Consider the following 17084-nt stretch of genomic DNA (forward strand, 5'->3'; position numbering starts at 1 on the left):
GTTCACCGACAATTATTATGATTATTACTCTAAAGCAATTATGAAATTTCCCCCAATTCATCTTCTAATAGCTATACTATCTGTAGGCTATTTATCAGCACAAAATACTACTCAAACTACTAAGAATCAAGGGATGAATCCCAATTTTTCTATTGTAGAAAACACACAACAATCGCTAACACACCAGACATTATTGGCTGCTATGCAAGGATCAGATTTAGAGGATTTGTTGCGTAATGATGGACCGTTTACCGTGTTTGCACCTTCAGATAAGGCGTTTAGTAAAATATCATCAGAAAAGATTGCAGAGCTACTTAAGAGCGAAAACAAAAAAGACTTAACTTCTTTACTTACCTACCATATAATAGCCGGAAAAATATCAGCTTCTAAAATATTAAAAGCGATGTGTCAAGGTAATGGAGTAGCTACTTATACAACAGTTCAAGGAAAAGAAATTGTAGCAACTATGAAAGGTACAGATATTATACTTACAGATGCTCTAGGGCATTCTGCTAAAATTACAGCTGCAGATGCAGAACAGTGTAATGGTGTAATGCATCTGATAGACAGCGTAATTTTACCGAAACAGATTTAACGTATTAACGTAATTCTGCTCCTAATTTATTTTCGTAGTTATTTCTAAGCTTAGACATTATTTTGTCTATTTGCTTATCTTTTAGTGTGTCTTTATCATCTGCTAATGTAAAGCTTACAGCGTAAGATTTTTTGCCTTCTGGTAGTTTGTCTCCAGTGTATACATCAAACAAGTTTACTTCTTTTAAGAACTTCTTTTCAGTTTCAAAAGCAATATCATAAAGATCTTTAAAACTAACTTTGGAATCTAGTAATAAAGCAAAATCTCTTTTAACAACAGGGTATTTGCTTATCTCTTTAAATATAACAGTATTTTGTGCGGCTAGTTTAATAATATTATCCCAGTTAAAATCTGCAAACAATACTTCTTGTTTAATATCAAAAGCATTTGCAATTGTAGGTTTAATAACGCCAAATTCTACTAAACTTAGTTTGTTTCCTTTTAATGATAAACCTTCTTGGTAAACATCATTTTCTACAGGTGTAGAGCTTGTTTTGTTTATTCCTAGTTTACTAAGAACTGTTTCTATAGAGGATTTAAGGTAAAAGAAATCAGATTTTTTCTGAGCACCGTACCAATTATCATCTTCTTGATTTCCTGTTAAAAATAAAGATAAGTGTTTATTTTCTATACGCTTGTCAGAGAAGTTGTGGTATGTTTTTCCAAATTCAAAAAACTTAAGGTTTAATCTTTTTCTGTTAATGTTATGAGATATAGCTTCTAGTCCACTAAATAACATAGATTGTCTTAAAACAGATAAATCTGAACTAAGCGGATTTAGCATTGCTACAGAATTTTCATCCTTTATAGCTTCAGAATGCTTGTTGTATTCTATGGTGGTTAAACTGTTTGCCATTATTTCATAAAAACCTTGACTAGCTAACTGGTTTCCAATTACATTTTGTAGTTTGTAATCTTCAAACCTAGATGTAGTTGCTATAGACGCATTTAACTTAGTGGTAAAGTTAATATTGTTGTAGCCATAAACTCTTAAGATTTCTTCAATAACATCTACTGGTCTTTGTACGTCTACACGATAAAAAGGAATAGCAAGACCCATTCCAGATTCAGATACATTTTTAACCTTAATATCTAAAGATGTTAAGATAGATTTTATAGTCTCTCTAGAAATTTCTTGTCCTATTAACTTATTAATTTTTTCATAAGTTAAAAACACCTCATGATCTTCAACCTTTTTAGAATAAAGATCTACAATGTCAGATGTAATGTCTCCTCCAGCAATTTCTTTAATTAAAGAAGCTGCTCTACGTAACGCGTATTCAACATTTTGTATGTCTATACCTCTTTCAAACCTAAAAGAAGCATCTGTATTTAATCCGTGTCTTTTAGCAGTTTTACGTACAGAAACAGGATTAAAGTATGCACTTTCTAAAAAGATAGAAGTTGTATTTTCTGTTACACCAGAATCTTTACCTCCAAAAATACCAGCAATACATAGTGGTTTTTCTTCATCACAGATCATTAAATCCTCTTCGTGTAGTTCTCTTTCTACATCGTCTAGGGTTGTAAATTTTGTTCCGGCAGCAACCGTTTTTACTTCAATCTTGTGACCTTTAATTTTATTGGCATCAAAAGCATGTAATGGCTGCCCTAATTCGTGTAAAACGTAATTGGTAGCATCTACAACATTGTTTTTTGGTGTTAAGCCAATAGAACGCAACCTATTTTTTAGCCAATCTGGAGAATCTTTAACTTCTAGATTGCTAATAGTAACACCACAATACCTTGGTGCTAAATCATTATTAAGTACGTCTACTGCTATTTTTAACGACCTGTTTTCTATGTTAAAATTAGTAACAGGTGGTGTAATAAGTTCTTTTGTAATTTCTTGCTGTATTAAACCAGCTCTTAAATCTCTTGCAACACCAAAGTGGCTCATTGCATCTGCACGATTAGGAGTTAACCCAATCTCAAAAATAATATCTGTTTCTACTTCAAAGATTTCTGCGCAAGGTGTTCCAGGTTTTAAGTCTTCGTCTAAGACCATAATACCATCATGACCCTTGCCTAAACCTAGTTCATCCTCAGCGCAAATCATTCCGTGACTTTCTTCACCACGAATTTTACCTTTCTTAATTTTCCAAGCTTCACCTTCTGCAGTATATAACGTAGTGCCAATAGTTGCAACAGGTACTTTTTGTCCTTTATCTACATTTGGTGCACCACAAACAATTTGCACAGGAGCATCTGCACCTATGTCTACAGTTGTTAATTTTAGTTTATCTGCGTTAGGGTGTTTTATACACGTTAATACGTGCCCAACCACAATACCTTTTAGTCCACCTTTAACGGTTTCAAACTCAGAAATACCTTCTACTTCTAAACCTAAATCTGTTAATAATTCTGCTGTTTTCTCAGCTTCCCAATCAATATGTAAAAACTGTTTTAACCAGTTGTAAGATATTTTCATTCTAAAAATTTAAAGCCTCAAAGATAGGACAATGAAAATAGAGATTCAACACATATTTTAATCAATTCTCTTTTTTTATTGTAAGCTTTCAATTTATATTACGATTTTTACAGAAACCACTTTATTATGAAGAATATAGGATACCTTTTTATTGTTTTATTATTTGTTTTTTCTTGTTCTGAGTCAAAAACAGATAAATTAGAAGAAGGTAATTGGTTGTTAGAATTAGGTATACAAGACAACCAAGTGCTACCTTTTACTTTTTCTGTTAATTATACTTCTGAAAATAATATAGAAATAAATGTTTTTAATGCTGAAGAAGTAATAAAGGTTGATGAAATTACGGTTAAAGGAGATTCTATTACTATAAAAATGCCTGTTTTTGAAGGGTATTTAAAAGGAAAATTTACAGCAAAAGAAATAACAGGTAATTTTATTAAAGAAAGTTTAGATAGAGTAGTGCCTTTTACAGCAGTATGTGGCAATGAAAAGAGATTTAAAATTAGTGCAGAAGCTAGGAAAGATGTCACTGGTATTTGGGAGACTGTTTTTAGTCCTGAAACAGAAGATAGTTATATTGCAAAAGGAATTTTTAAGCAAGATGATTCTAAAGTTACAGGAACATTTAGAACGACCACAGGAGACTATAGGTATTTAGAAGGAGTGGTAGATGGAGATTCTTTAAAACTTTCTACTTTTGATGGAGCCCATGCATTCTTGTTTACAGCCAAAGTAACAGATTCTATTTTAAAAGGAACTTTTTATTCTGGAAATCACTTTAAGGAACCATTTATAGCAAAGAGAAATAAATTGTATGAACTGCCAGCAGATACAACACTTACTTATTTAAACGAAGGTTATAAGAAATTAGATTTTTCTTTTCCTGATATAGATAATAAGATGGTTTCTTTAACTGATAAAAAGTATAATAATAAAGTAGTAATTGTACAGATAATGGGAACCTGGTGTCCTAATTGTTTAGATGAAACTAAGTTTTTAACTCAGTTTTTAAAAGAGCATAAGAATGAAGAATTAGAAATAATCTCTTTAGCTTTTGAGTATGCAAAGACAAAAGAAAGCGCTTTTGATAAAATTAGCAGATTAAAAAATAGAGTAGGAGTAACATATCCTATTTTATTAGCGCAGTACGGAAACTCTAGCAAAACAGAAGCACAGGAGAAATTACCAATGCTAAATCATATTTTATCTTACCCAACTACTCTGTTACTAGATAAAAATGGTGATGTACGTAAAATATATACGGGTTTTAATGGTCCTGCAACAGGAGAAAAATACACAGAATTTAAAGCCGACTTTACAGCTACAGTGAAAAACTTGCTAAAAGAAAAATCTACTAAATAATAGTAGATTTTCCTAAGCCTATGTTTTCATCATTTAAGTGTAAATACTCATCTGTATCTACAATACTGTTTGCTATGTAATTACCAACATAATCTGTTCCAAATCTACTGTCTGGGTTTAGATCAGATGTAACTACATTATTTATTATTGCATTTTCTACAGCCATATAAATAGCTTGTGCCTCTTCATTTAAACCGTGATGTTCTATTAACATTGCAGCAGACAAAATTGCAGCTATAGGATTTGCTATATCTAGACCCGTTGCTTGTGGGTAAGATCCATGAATAGGTTCAAACATTGCAAAGTCTGTACCAACAGATGCAGAAGCAAGTAAGCCAATAGAACCCGTAATAACGCTAGCTTCATCAGAAATTATATCACCAAACATATTGTTGGTCAAAATAACATCAAACTGTGCAGGGTTTAAAATCATTTGCATAGCGGCATTATCAACAAATAGAAAGTCTAATTCTATTTCAGGATAACTTTCTCCTATTCTTGTAACTACTTTGCGCCATAGTCTAGATGTTTCTAGAACATTAGCTTTGTCTATAAGTGTTACTTTTTTTCTTCTATTTTTAGCAGCTTTAAATGCTAAGTGCGCCATTCTACTAATTTCTTTTTCAGAATATTCACAAAGATCAGAAGCTACAGTACCTTTTTCATTTAATTTCTTTTCACCAAAATAAATGCCTCCGGTTAATTCTCTGTAAATAGTAAAATCTACTCCAGAAATAATTTCTTTCTTTAGCGGTGATCTATCTATTAAGCTAGGGTAAACACGTACAGGTCTTATGTTACTAAAAAGACCTAACTCTTTTCTAAGCTTAAGTAAGCCTTGTTCTGGGCGTACTTTAGCAATAGGATCGTTATCGTATTTTGGATCACCGATAGCGCCAAAAAGAACAGCGTTAGAATTTTTACAAATTTCTAAAGTTTCATCTGGTAACGGGTTACCAGTTTGGTCTATCGCAGTAGCGCCAACTAAGGCAGGGGAAAAGGTGAAATGGTGGTTAAATGTAACCTCTACAGACTGTAGGCATTTAACAGCTTGCGCAAGAACCTCTGGTCCTACGCCATCACCGCCAAGAAGAGCTATTTTTAAATTCATATTATACGGTTGTTTCTATTTGTATGTTACAGACGCTTATTATTTCATGTATGTCTTCATCTACGATTTCTTTTTTTCTATCAGCAAAATTTAAAAACTCAGTATAAACAACATCTAATTGTGTTTTAGTAAGTTCATAACCAATATTTTTAGCTCTGTAAGCTAAAGCAGCTCTACCGCTACGTGCTGTAAGTACTATAGAAGATTCGTTAACACCAACATCTGCAGGGTCTATAATTTCGTAAGTTTCTCTGTTTTTAATTACTCCGTCTTGGTGTATACCAGAACTATGTGCAAAGGCATTAGCGCCAACAATTGCCTTGTTTGGCTGCACTGGCATTCCCATTTTACTAGACACCATTAAACTAGTATCGTACAATAATTTACTGTTTATGTCTGTATCTAGGTTTAAGTTAGGGTGTTGTCTTAAAATCATAACAACTTCTTCTAAAGAAGTATTCCCTGCACGTTCACCAATACCATTAATTGTACATTCTATTTGTCTAGCCCCGTTCATAACACCAGCTATAGAGTTAGCAGTTGCCAAACCTAAATCATTATGACAGTGACAAGATAAAATTGCCTTGTGTATACCCTCTACGTTTTCGTATAGATATTTCATTTTTGCTCCATATTCTTCAGGTAAACAATAGCCTGTTGTATCTGGAATATTAAGTACAGTTGCACCTGCTTTTACTACTGCCGAACATACTTTTGCTAAAAATTCATTATCTGTTCTACCTGCATCTTCTGCATAAAACTCTACATCTTCTACAAATGTTTTAGCATATTTTACAGCAGCCACAGCTCTCTCTATAATTTGATCCTTATTAGAATTAAATTTATATTTTATGTGAGAGTCAGATGTGCCAATCCCTGTATGTATTCTAGGTCTTTTAGCATATTTTACAGCCTCTGCAGCAACTTCTATATCTTTTTTTACAGCTCTTGTTAAACCACAAACAGTTGCATTTTTAACTAATTTAGCTATCTCTTTTACAGAATTAAAATCTCCAGGGCTAGAAATAGGAAAGCCAGCTTCTATTACATCTACACCTAAGAGGTCTAAACGTTCAGCAATTATTAGCTTTTGTGTAGCATCTAATTTACATCCTGGAACTTGTTCTCCGTCTCTTAGTGTTGTGTCAAATATTTGAACTTTATCTTTACTCATTTTATTTATATAATTTTGGGCTGCTATACGAATATATAGTCCTTTATTCTTAATATTGAATCAGCTAAAAATCATTTACAACGTTTAAGTGGTTTTTAAAAATATTAATTAATTGATAATCAGTTATTTAAATTCATTTTTTTACGATGACAACTCCTCATAAAGATGCCCTGTTTGTATTGGTAAAGTCTCTTTCTAAATCAGAAAAGAGACAATTTAAGTTGTATGTAGGTCGCTTAGGTGTAAATACTGATGCTAAATTTTTAGCGCTTTTTAATCTTTTAGATAAGACAAAAAGTTACAGTGAAAAAGCTATACTAGAAAGTGGTATTGTTAAAAAAGCACAACTATCTAATTTAAAAGCACATCTATACAAGCAAATTTTAGTTAGTTTAAGATTAAATCCCGTAAACCAAAATATACGTGTACAAATTAGGGAACAATTAGACTTTGCTACTATTTTATACCAGAAAGGATTGTATAAACAAAGTTTAAAGCTTTTGGATAAAGTAAAAGGAATTGCTATAGAGAACGAGGAAAAAAATATAGCTTATGAAATAGTTGAGCTAGAAAAAATAATAGAAACACAATACATTACACGTAGTATACCAGACAGAGCAAATGAATTAGCAGTGCAAGCAAAAGAGCTATCTGCACAAAATGTAATGACAAGTAAGTTAAGTAATTTGTCTTTACAGTTGTATGGTATGATGCTTAAAGTTGGGTATGTGCGTAGTGATGAAGATTTAAAAAAAGTAAAAACTTACTTTAATGATCATTTACCTATCTATGATATTGAAGATTTAGGTTTTAGAGAAAAACTTTGGCTTTACAAAGCATATTTATGGTATAGTTTTTTAATTCAAGATTTTTTATCTTGTTATAAATATGCTAATAAATGGGTAGACCTTTTTTATGAAAATAAAGATATGATTTATCTAAACCCAGTTTTCTTTTTAAAAGGAAGCAACTATTTATTAGAGTCGTTGTTTTATGTAAAGTATAGTTCTCAATTTAAAGCTACATTAATAAAAATGGAAGCAATGATAGAGAGCAAGAGTTTTCCTAAGAACGATAATATTTCATCTCTAGCGTTTTTGTATTTAAACTCTAATAAGCTAAATCAGCACTTTTTAGAAGGTACTTTTGAAAAAGGTTTGTATTTAGTGCGTATTGTGGAATACGGAATTAATAAGCATAAAGATCGTATAGATGAGCACCACATAATGTTATTGTATTATAAATGTGCTTGTTTGTATTTTGGTGTTGGAGATAATAAAATGTGTATACAGTATTTAAAGAAAATAATAAATAATAAGAACTTAAAAATGAGAGAAGATCTTATGTGTTTTTCTCGTGTGTTAAGTCTTGTTGCGCATTATGAGGCTGGTATGGATTACCATCTAGAGGTACAATTAAAAAGCACATATAAGTTTTTAATAAAGATGAACGATATGCACGCTGTGCAGAAAGAGATGATCAAGTTTTTAAGAAACTTAAGAGATATTTATCCTACAGATTTGCCAAATGCGTTTAAAAAGTTACATACAGAATTAAAGAAATACGAAAATCATCCTTACGAGAAAAGAGCCTTTTTATATTTAGATATTATCTCTTGGTTAGAGAGCCATTTGTATAATAAACCAGTAGGTGAAATTGTACGTGAAAAAGCAAAAAAACTAACTAGATAGTTTAAGAACAAACATCCCATATAGGATCATCTGGTAAAGGGGCTATAATTTCTAATGGCTCCTTTTTTACAGGGTGAATAAAAGACAATTTACGAGCGTGTAAATGTATGCCACCATCAGCATTACTACGATTAAAACCGTATTTTAAGTCGCCCTTTATAGGGCAGCCAATACTTGTAAGTTGAGATCTAATTTGGTGGTGTCTACCTGTTTGTAAGTTTATTTCTAGTAAGTAGTAATTGTCTAGTTTTTTAAGAACAGTATAGTCTAAAATAGCTTTTTTGCTATCTGGCACCTCTTTAATGTTTGCGTAAGATTTGTTTTGCTTGGTGTTACGTTTAAGGTAGTGTACAAGCGTATCTTTAGTTTTTTTAGGCTGTTGTTTTACAACAGCCCAATATGTTTTTTTAGCGTCTTTTTCTGCAAACAATTTGTTTAAACGCGGTAATGCTTTAGATGTTTTAGCAAAAACAACAATTCCGGTTGTAGGCCTGTCTAATCTGTGAGCTACACCTAAGTAAACATTGCCAGGTTTGTTGTATTTTTCTTTAATATAATCCTTTACAATATCACTTAAAGGAGCATCACCTGTTTTGTCTCCTTGTACAATGTCGCCAACACGTTTATTTATGGCAATAAGGTGGTTGTCTTCATACAATACCTGAAGATTTTGAGGAGTAGAAACGGTTTTCATTTAAAATTTATTCTAAAGAGCTGTTGTTAACTTTTGTCTAACGACTTAATTCTAATTATTTGCTTAGTATTGTTCCTCTTCGTTAGGGAAGTCTTTAGTTTTTACATCGTCTACGTAGTTGGAAATGGCAGTACCCATTTCTTCATATAAGTTCATATATCGTCTTAAAAAACGAGGATTAAACTCTTTTGTCATACCTAAAAGATCGTGTATCACAAGTACTTGTCCGTCTACATCGCCACCAGCACCAATTCCTATTACAGGAATTGTTAAACTCTCTGCAACTTCTTTAGCAAGTTTTGCAGGAATTTTTTCTAAAACAATAGCAAAGCAACCTAATTTTTGAAGTAATAATGCATCCTCTTTAAGTTTTTTAGCTTCTTCCTCTTCTTTAGCTCTAACTGTATAAGTGCCAAATTTATAAATAGATTGTGGAGTTAAACCTAAATGTCCCATTACCGGAATACCAGCATTAAGAATACGTTTTACAGAATCTTTAATTTCTATACCACCTTCTACCTTAATAGCGTGTGCGCCACTTTCTTTCATTATGCGTATAGCAGAACGTAAAGCTTCTTTTGGATCGCTTTGGTAACTACCAAAAGGAATATCAACAACAACTAAACATCTGTTAATAGCTCTTATTACAGAAGATGCGTGGTAAATCATTTGATCTAAAGTAATAGGTAATGTAGTTTCGTGACCTGCCATAACATTACTAGCTGAATCACCAACTAAGATAACATCTACATTGGCATCGTCTATAATCTTTGCCATAGAATAATCATAGGCAGTAAGCATAGAGATACGTTCTCCGTTTTTCTTCATATCTACGAGCGACTTCACTGTAACTCTTTTATATTCTTTTTTGGCAACTGACATTGTATGTTTATTTAGTTTAGATGCGCTAAAATTATGAAAAAAGATTAAGAGTACGCATCTTTATTATATTTAAGAATGTGATATGTTTTATATGAATTGATAGAATTATATAAGTGGAAAAGATTTTAGAAGATTGTAAGTAATATCAGCTAATTACATCATCTTCTCTTTTAAATTGTTCCTTTTGTTCTCCTTTAAGCTGTAGTTGTTGCTCTATTTTATCTTTAGTTGGTCTTAGTGTTATAAAGTAAATTATGATAAAACCTGTAATGCTTAGGTAAAATAAATTACTGTTAGATAAAGCAAATACTAAGCAAACAAAAGCAGAACCCTCTACAAAAGCAAATTTGTAAATTAAGGCAGATTGATAAACGCCTAGCTTTTGTTTTAAAGATTTTTTATCTAGAATAGGCTCAATCTTCTTTTTAAAAACGTAATTACTTAAGTATATGCCTATAATGGCTATAAGTGGTACAATTACAATACTTGGGGTATTTATGGGAAAAGTAAATATCCAGCTTTCTTGTTGAAAATAAAGAAAAATAGTAAAAAGTAATATGCCAATGCAAAAAACTAAATGCATTACAGACATAACTTTTAAGTATCCTTTAAAGGTAAGTGAATTTCTATCTTCCATATATTTTACTTAACGGCTTTTATATAGCTTTCTATACCACCAACAATTGGTATAGAAATTTCAGTTTCGTTAGTATCTATAGTTAACTCTGTCCCTGGTTTAGGTAAAATAGTAAACTGATTATCACTAGAAAAAATAACCAATCCAATTTGTTGTCCTGCAGGTATTATCTGGTCATCTGGTTGTAAATTAAACGTCATAGTATAAAATTTACCAGGCTTTAATGGTTTGCTTTCAGATATGGATTTGTGATTTTGAGGATCTGCCCAGCCACGCGTAATAATGTTGTCTGTAATAAGAGCATCTTTATTTGTATTCCAAGGTAAAGAAACTAAGGCAATAGATAAGTTTGCCGCAGGTTTACTGCTAGCAAGTTTTATTGTAATTGAAGTTGTACCAGAAATATGCACATCTTTAGTGAATATTGGGGTGGTGTATAGTAGTCTGTTTTTAGAGTTAACAGCTTTTGCTAATTCTTCCATTGAAATGTTATGGTCGTCTACTAAGGTTTCAGTTTTTTTATTTTTGTTAGATTCTACTTCTAGTTTACCTTGTTCTGGAGCTCCATTTTTTAAATGTAAGACTACAGGAGATGCTTTAGGATTTGGGTACTCGTCATATGGAGTAGGGTTGTCTTGTGTATCATGTTCGCGAACAATCCAAGCTCTTTTGTCTTTTTCTACATCGTTCTTAATGCCGTGTAAATATCTAGTAAACCAACGGTTCATTAATGTTATTGGAGGAGGTCCACCATGACCGTTTTGGTGGTAGTATATTTGTGTTGGTAATCCTTTTTCTTTTGCAGCTTTGTAAATACGGTAGCTGTGTTCTGGTACAACATTCCAATCGTTAAAGCCGTGAGACATTAATAAAGCCGCTTTCATAGGCTTCATTTTAGTTAGGTAATCGCGTCCGGCCCAAAAATCGTTAAAATCTCCGGTTTCTCTGTCCATACCATTTATTAGCTCTGTATCTCTAATGGTTTTGTTGCTGTAGGCACGTTTACTAGGGTCTCCACTGTGTATAAAATCGTATAAAACATCTATATCTTCACCTAAATAACCACCAGGACTCCTTACTAAGCCGTTAGAGCGGTAGTAGTGGTAAGAAGATGTGTTAGGTGCAATAGGTATAATAGCCTCTAAACCTTCTACACCAGTTGTTGCTGCAGCTAAAGGTATTGTTCCGTTATAAGATGTGCCTGTCATACCTACTTTTCCTGTAGACCAAAAAGCAGTAACTTCTTCAGTATTGTCTGGAGAGGTAAATCCTTTTGCACGACCACATAACCAGTCAATAACAGTTTTTGGAGCTAAAGCTTCATTAGGTCCGCCAACAGTAGGAGCTCCTTGAGAAAATCCTGTTCCTGGTGCAGATGTGTGTACTACAATGTAGCCTCTGGGAACCCATTTTTGTATGTGAGAGTTAGATATTATAGGGCGTTCACCTCTGCGTTTTACTTCAGGATGAGAGCGTTTTGGAGCTTTTTCACCTAATTCGTGATTTACATTCCAAAATAAACCTTCTTCTGCTCCGGTAGCAGTACCAGCATAATAGGGACTAGAACATAAAATTATAGGCAGTTTTAAACCTTCATTTTCAGTTTGCTCTGGTCTTGTAACGCTAACGTGCATACGATCTAGTTTGCCATCGCCATCAGTATCAAACGTAGTTTCTACAAATAGGTCATGACGTATCCATTTATCAGGATCACTAAAGCCTTCTACAATTTGTGCTTCACCGTCTTTAAAAACAGGAACCGTTTTTTCAGTTTGTGCAATACTTATTATTGATAGAAATAAAAATAAGCAGCTTACTTTAAATTTAATTGTAGTTTTCATAAGGTAAAGGTTTAATATATCAATCTTAACAATCACTTAAAAATACACCAACGGCTAAGCCACCTGTAGATGTTTCTTTATATTTAGAGTTCATATCTTTTGCAGTTTCCCACATTGTATTAATAACTTTGTCTATGGGTACTTTTGCATTTGCAGGATCTGAGTCTAGTGCTAACTCTGCAGCATTAATAGCTTTTATTGCGCCCATAGAGTTACGTTCTATACATGGTACTTGTACTAAGCCACCAATAGGATCGCAAGTTAAACCTAAGTGGTGTTCCATAGCTATTTCTGCAGCCATTAAAACTTGTTCTGGAGTACCGCCTAAAAGCTCTGTTAATGCACCAGCAGCCATAGCAGATGACACGCCAATTTCTGCTTGGCAACCACCCATTGCGGCAGAGATAGTAGCTCCTTTTTTAAATAAACTACCAATTTCTCCGGCAACTAGTAAAAACTTTTTAATGTGACTAAAGTCCGCATCGTGGTTTTCTATTACCATATAATACATTAGTACAGCGGGTATAACACCAGCGCTACCATTTGTAGGAGCTGTTACAACGCGACCTAAAGATGCGTTAACCTCGTTTACACTTAATGCAAAACAGCTAACCCATTTTAGTATTTGTCTAAATTTTACTTCTGTATTACGTATAGTTTCTAACCACTCTTGTGGTGTGTTGTAGGGTGCATCGCCTTTTAGTTTTTCGTGTATATCAAAAGCACGTCTACGTACATTTAATCCGCCAGGTAAAGTACCTTGTGTATGGCAACCAATATGCATACACTCTAACATAGTACCCCAAATGGCTTTTAATTGTGTGTCTACTTCTTCGTTTGTTCTTAAAGACAGTTCATTTTCCAAAACAATTTCAGAAATTGTTTTATTACCAGCTTTACAATGTTCTAGTAAAGCAACACCAGAATTTACTGGATGCGGAAAAGTTTTAAAAACCTGTATGTTTTCTTTAGCGTGTATTCGCTCTTCTTTTACAACAAAACCACCGCCAATAGAGTAGAAGGTGTCTTCGTAAACACTATTATCGTCCATTATGGCAGAAAATTTAATGCCATTTGCATGAAATGGCAAAGATGTCTTTAAAAAAACAATGTGCTCTGTTGCGCTATAAGTAATAGGGTATTTGCCTAAGAGTAGAAGTTGGTTGTTTTGTTTAATGGTGTCTATAATAGTACCGATATTTTGCACCTCCATTGTAACAGGGTCTTCTCCAGAAAGTCCTAACATAACAGCAAGGTCTGTTGCGTGTCCTTTACCTGTTAAAGATAAAGAACCGTACAGCTCTGTTTGTATAGTTTTAACACTGCTAATGCTTTGTGTTTGCTGTAACTCTTGTAGAAAGCGCTCTGCAGCTCTCCAAGGTCCAAGTGTGTGCGAGCTAGAAGGCCCAACACCAATTTTAAGCATATCAAATATACTGATGCATTCCATTTACGAAAACGTTTTATTACTACGGACAAATATACATTTTGGAATGATATAACATACCTTTTTACCATATTAGTTTGTTTGCGTAGTTATAAATCATCATACATAAATCTGCTAATGAAGAAATTAATAAAAGTCTTTACTGCCACCTTGTCATATTTTATTTCCTTGGCATATTGTTTGTCAATCTAATATCAAAATATAAATATAAACGCTAATTTATTTAAGTAATATAATATGAGTAAAATTATTGGTATAGATTTAGGAACAACCAATTCTTGTGTTTCTGTGATGGAAGGGAATGAAGCGGTTGTAATTCCAAACGCAGAAGGTAAGAGAACTACGCCATCTGTAATTGCATTTGTAGAAGGTGGTGAAATTAAGGTTGGTGACCCTGCTAAAAGGCAAGCGGTTACAAATCCTACTAAAACCATATATTCTATTAAACGTTTTATGGGTAACGTATATTCTGAGTCTAAGAATGAAGCAGATAGAGTACCTTATAAAGTAGTTAAAGGAGATAACGATACACCTAGAGTAGATATAGACGGACGTTTATACTCTCCTCAAGAATTATCTGCTATGATTCTTCAGAAAATGAAGAAAACTGCAGAAGATTATTTAGGTCAAGATGTAACTAGAGCTGTAATTACAGTTCCTGCTTACTTTAACGATGCGCAAAGACAAGCTACAAAAGAAGCTGGTGAAATTGCTGGTTTAACAGTAGAGCGTATTATTAACGAGCCAACTGCTGCTTCTTTAGCATACGGTATGGACAAAAAAGATACAGATCAGAAAATAGTAGTATTTGATTTTGGTGGTGGTACACATGATGTATCTATATTAGAATTAGGTGATGGTGTTTTTGAAGTATTATCTACAGACGGAGATACTCACTTAGGTGGTGATGACGTTGATCAAAAAATTATTGATTGGTTAGCTGATGAATTCAATAGTGAAGAAAGCATAGATTTACGTAAAGATGCTATGGCATTACAACGTTTACGTGAAGCTGCTGAGAAAGCTAAGATTGAATTATCTTCTTCTGCATCTACAGAAATTAACTTACCATATGTAACAGCTACGGCTTCTGGCCCTAAGCATTTAGTACGTACATTAACTTTAGCTAAATTTAATCAGTTAATAGATGATTTAGTAAAAAGAACTATAGCTCCATGTGAGTCTGCATTAAAAGCTGCAGGTTTATCTAAGAGTGATATTGATGAAATTATCTTAGTTGGTGGTTCTACAAGAATCCCAGCTGTTGTTGAAGCTGTTGAAAAATTCTTTGGTAAAAAGCCATCAAAAGGGGTTAACCCAGATGAGGTTGTTGCAGTAGGTGCAGCTATACAAGGTGGTGTTTTAACAGGTGATGTTAAAGATGTATTATTATTAGATGTTACTCCTTTATCTTTAGGTATTGAAACTATGGGTAGCGTAATGACTAAGTTGATTGAAGCTAACACTACAATCCCAACTAAAAAGTCGCAAGTATTCTCTACGGCAGCAGACAATCAGCCATCTGTAGAAATACACGTTTTACAAGGAGAGAGACCAATGGCTAATGATAACAAGACAATAGGTCGTTTTCATTTAGATGGTATTCCACCAGCACAAAGAGGAACTCCACAAATTGAAGTAACTTTTGATATTGATGCAAACGGTATTATTAAAGTATCTGCAACAGATAAAGCTACTAACAAAACGCAAGACATTAGAATTGAAGCTTCTTCTGGTTTAACAGAAGAAGAAATCAAGAAAATGAAAGCTGAAGCAGAAGCTAATGCTGAATCTGATAAAATTGCTAAAGAAACTGCAGACAAGTTAAATGAAGCAGACGGAATGATTTTCCAAACTGAAAAGCAATTAAAAGAATTTGGAGATAAGATTTCTGATGATAACAAGAAACCAGTAGAAGAAGCTTTAGAAGAATTAAAGAAAGCTTACGAAACTAGAGATATAGCAGTTATTACTCCAGCTTTAGATAAGATTAACGAAGTATGGAAAGGTGCTTCTGAAGAAATGTACAAAGCCCAAGCAGAAGCTCAAGGTGGTGCAGCTCCAGGACCAGATGCTGGTGCAGAAGCTAAAGAAGGTGATGATGTAGAAGATGTTGACTTTGAAGAAGTAAAATAATATTTTACACAATACAATTTAAACCCACTAAATTAATTTTTAGTGGGTTTTTTAGTACAATAGAACCACCATTTACACCTTATTTAGTTTTTTATAACTAATAAATGAACTAATTTTGGAGTATGACTATAACTAAACATAACCTATACAATTTTTGCTTAGTATTAACCTTTTTGTTGCCTATAACCATTGGTGCGCAAGAGCTACGCATTTTTTCAAAAGCCGATTTTAATTTAATAGGAAACGTAAAAAAGAGTACTGTGATTACCAATTACGGTAAAGAAGAGTTTTACTTTAATAAAGAAGGTAAGCTAACAAAGTCTATTACACGTTATACAGATGAAGATTATAGTATTACATATTATAAATACAGTAATAATGAGATATTAGAAAAACGCTTAGAAAATTACAGAGATGGAGTTTTTGATAAGAACACATCTATAGCTCATATTTACAAAATAGATACTACGGAAAATAAAAAAGTAATAGAAAAAATACTAACATACAGTAAAAAATTTTTAGATCAATACGAGTATGAGTTTGATGCTGAAAATAGATTAAAAGTAATTAAACGTATAAATGATGAGGAGATAGATGAAACCACTATTGAGTATACAGTATACGGAGCAGAGAAAGAACAAGCGTATTACTTAAACGGAAAGCTATTAAAGTCTATAAGAGAATCCTATAAAACAAACTCTAAGGGCGAGAAATTAAAAACAGTGCTTACCAAAGAATTTATAAAGGGCAAACCGTTAAAGGCAGAAGAAGTAGTTACAAAAGAGAATGGTAGTATAGTGTCTAAGGATTACTTTACTGCAGATGCAGCAGAGACTAAGTTTGTGTTTCGTAAAAAGGAAGTGTACACGTATAAAAAAGACAACCAAGTAATAGATAAAATTACGGTTAAAACAGCAAAGAAAACATATGATGTTACTTATTTACATCAGTTTGACGGTGAGAATGGCAATTGGATTAAGCAAGTAATTTCACCAGACAATACATACATTACCAGAAAAATACAGTACTACCCAGAAGAGGTAGTAACAGAAGAAACTATAAAGAATTAGTATTTAGGAACTG

At 33.0% G+C, this 17084-nt stretch carries 13 protein-coding genes; 5 read left to right on the forward strand and 8 right to left on the reverse strand.

All coding sequences use genetic code 11. The features are described from left to right. Positions 1-40: 40 nt before the first annotated feature. Complete coding sequence (locus BT107_RS01480; RefSeq protein ID WP_072302880.1) at positions 41-595, forward strand: fasciclin domain-containing protein; 555 nt, start codon at positions 41-43, stop codon at positions 593-595. Between the two features lie 4 nt (positions 596-599). Here the strand turns inward: BT107_RS01480 and pheT are convergent, their stop codons facing one another. Beyond that, on the reverse strand, positions 600-3026 hold the full coding sequence (gene pheT, locus BT107_RS01485; RefSeq protein ID WP_072301983.1) for a phenylalanine--tRNA ligase subunit beta: 2427 nt from the start codon (positions 3024-3026) through the stop codon (positions 600-602). Between the two features lie 126 nt (positions 3027-3152). Here pheT and BT107_RS01490 point away from each other — a divergent pair, with 126 nt between their 5' ends. Further along, positions 3153-4388: a TlpA disulfide reductase family protein gene (locus tag BT107_RS01490; RefSeq protein WP_072301984.1), complete on the forward strand. Its 1236-nt coding sequence runs from the start codon at positions 3153-3155 to the stop codon at positions 4386-4388. Here BT107_RS01490 and leuB read toward each other — a convergent pair. Both leuB and BT107_RS01500 read right to left on the reverse strand, forming a co-directional pair. Further along, positions 4381-5499: a 3-isopropylmalate dehydrogenase gene (leuB, locus tag BT107_RS01495; protein ID WP_072301985.1), complete on the reverse strand. Its 1119-nt coding sequence runs from the start codon at positions 5497-5499 to the stop codon at positions 4381-4383. The genes BT107_RS01490 and leuB overlap by 8 nt on opposite strands. A 1-nt stretch (position 5500) precedes the next feature. After that, on the reverse strand, positions 5501-6673 hold the full coding sequence (locus tag BT107_RS01500) for a 2-isopropylmalate synthase (protein ID WP_072301986.1): 1173 nt from the start codon (positions 6671-6673) through the stop codon (positions 5501-5503). A 146-nt stretch (positions 6674-6819) separates the two neighbouring features. On the opposite strand from BT107_RS01500, the gene BT107_RS01505 reads away from it, so the two are divergent. Continuing rightward, positions 6820-8364 (forward strand): hypothetical protein, encoded by a 1545-nt coding sequence (locus tag BT107_RS01505; protein WP_072301987.1) that lies wholly within the window; start codon positions 6820-6822, stop codon positions 8362-8364. A gap of 1 nt (position 8365) precedes the next feature. Here BT107_RS01505 and BT107_RS01510 read toward each other — a convergent pair whose 3' ends face one another. The 5 genes from BT107_RS01510 to BT107_RS01530 all read right to left on the reverse strand — a co-directional run bounded on the left by BT107_RS01510 (position 8366) and on the right by BT107_RS01530 (position 13868). Beyond that, complete coding sequence (locus BT107_RS01510; protein ID WP_072301988.1) at positions 8366-9058, reverse strand: RluA family pseudouridine synthase; 693 nt, start codon at positions 9056-9058, stop codon at positions 8366-8368. 63 nt (positions 9059-9121) lie between these two features. Continuing rightward, positions 9122-9940 carry a 3-methyl-2-oxobutanoate hydroxymethyltransferase gene (gene panB / locus BT107_RS01515; protein WP_072301989.1) on the reverse strand — a complete coding sequence of 273 codons (819 nt, stop codon included), beginning with the start codon at positions 9938-9940 and terminating at the stop codon, positions 9122-9124. Positions 9941-10085: 145 nt separating this feature from the next. Beyond that, the gene (locus tag BT107_RS01520; protein ID WP_072301990.1) at positions 10086-10577 is read right to left on the reverse strand and encodes a hypothetical protein; all 492 of its coding nucleotides are present in this window, start codon (positions 10575-10577) and stop codon (positions 10086-10088) included. A gap of 5 nt (positions 10578-10582) precedes the next feature. Next, complete coding sequence (locus BT107_RS01525) at positions 10583-12418, reverse strand: Xaa-Pro dipeptidyl-peptidase (RefSeq protein ID WP_072301991.1); 1836 nt, start codon at positions 12416-12418, stop codon at positions 10583-10585. 25 nt (positions 12419-12443) lie between these two features. Further along, positions 12444-13868, reverse strand: coding sequence for an L-serine ammonia-lyase (locus BT107_RS01530; protein ID WP_072301992.1), 1425 nt, complete (start codon positions 13866-13868; stop codon positions 12444-12446). 234 nt (positions 13869-14102) lie between these two features. Between BT107_RS01530 and dnaK the strand changes: the two genes are divergently transcribed. Both dnaK and BT107_RS01540 read left to right on the forward strand, forming a co-directional pair. Beyond that, positions 14103-16001, forward strand: coding sequence for a molecular chaperone DnaK (gene dnaK / locus BT107_RS01535; RefSeq protein ID WP_072301993.1), 1899 nt, complete (start codon positions 14103-14105; stop codon positions 15999-16001). Between the two features lie 122 nt (positions 16002-16123). Further along, entirely contained in the window at positions 16124-17071 is a 948-nt protein-coding gene (locus BT107_RS01540; protein ID WP_084639070.1) for a hypothetical protein, read from the forward strand. Positions 17072-17084: the final 13 nt, after the last annotated feature.

The sequence above is a fragment of the Cellulophaga fucicola genome, assembly GCF_900119145.1.
In the GTDB taxonomy this organism is placed as follows: domain Bacteria; phylum Bacteroidota; class Bacteroidia; order Flavobacteriales; family Flavobacteriaceae; genus Cellulophaga; species Cellulophaga fucicola.

What these genes read in the sequence shown, in the direction of transcription:
- BT107_RS01480 (WP_072302880.1), top strand. Translation starts at nt 41, where the DNA reads ATGAAATTTCCCCCAATTCATCTTCTAATAGCTATACTATCTGTAGGC.
- panB (WP_072301989.1), bottom strand. Translation starts at nt 9,940, where the DNA reads ATGTCAGTTGCCAAAAAAGAATATAAAAGAGTTACAGTGAAGTCGCTC.
- BT107_RS01520 (WP_072301990.1), bottom strand. Translation starts at nt 10,577, where the DNA reads ATGGAAGATAGAAATTCACTTACCTTTAAAGGATACTTAAAAGTTATG.
- BT107_RS01525 (WP_072301991.1), bottom strand. Translation starts at nt 12,418, where the DNA reads ATGAAAACTACAATTAAATTTAAAGTAAGCTGCTTATTTTTATTTCTA.
- BT107_RS01510 (WP_072301988.1), bottom strand. Translation starts at nt 9,058, where the DNA reads ATGAAAACCGTTTCTACTCCTCAAAATCTTCAGGTATTGTATGAAGAC.
- pheT (WP_072301983.1), bottom strand. Translation starts at nt 3,026, where the DNA reads ATGAAAATATCTTACAACTGGTTAAAACAGTTTTTACATATTGATTGG.
- BT107_RS01530 (WP_072301992.1), bottom strand. Translation starts at nt 13,868, where the DNA reads ATGGAATGCATCAGTATATTTGATATGCTTAAAATTGGTGTTGGGCCT.
- BT107_RS01500 (WP_072301986.1), bottom strand. Translation starts at nt 6,673, where the DNA reads ATGAGTAAAGATAAAGTTCAAATATTTGACACAACACTAAGAGACGGA.
- dnaK (WP_072301993.1), top strand. Translation starts at nt 14,103, where the DNA reads ATGAGTAAAATTATTGGTATAGATTTAGGAACAACCAATTCTTGTGTT.
- BT107_RS01540 (WP_084639070.1), top strand. Translation starts at nt 16,124, where the DNA reads ATGACTATAACTAAACATAACCTATACAATTTTTGCTTAGTATTAACC.
- BT107_RS01490 (WP_072301984.1), top strand. Translation starts at nt 3,153, where the DNA reads ATGAAGAATATAGGATACCTTTTTATTGTTTTATTATTTGTTTTTTCT.
- BT107_RS01505 (WP_072301987.1), top strand. Translation starts at nt 6,820, where the DNA reads ATGACAACTCCTCATAAAGATGCCCTGTTTGTATTGGTAAAGTCTCTT.
- leuB (WP_072301985.1), bottom strand. Translation starts at nt 5,499, where the DNA reads ATGAATTTAAAAATAGCTCTTCTTGGCGGTGATGGCGTAGGACCAGAG.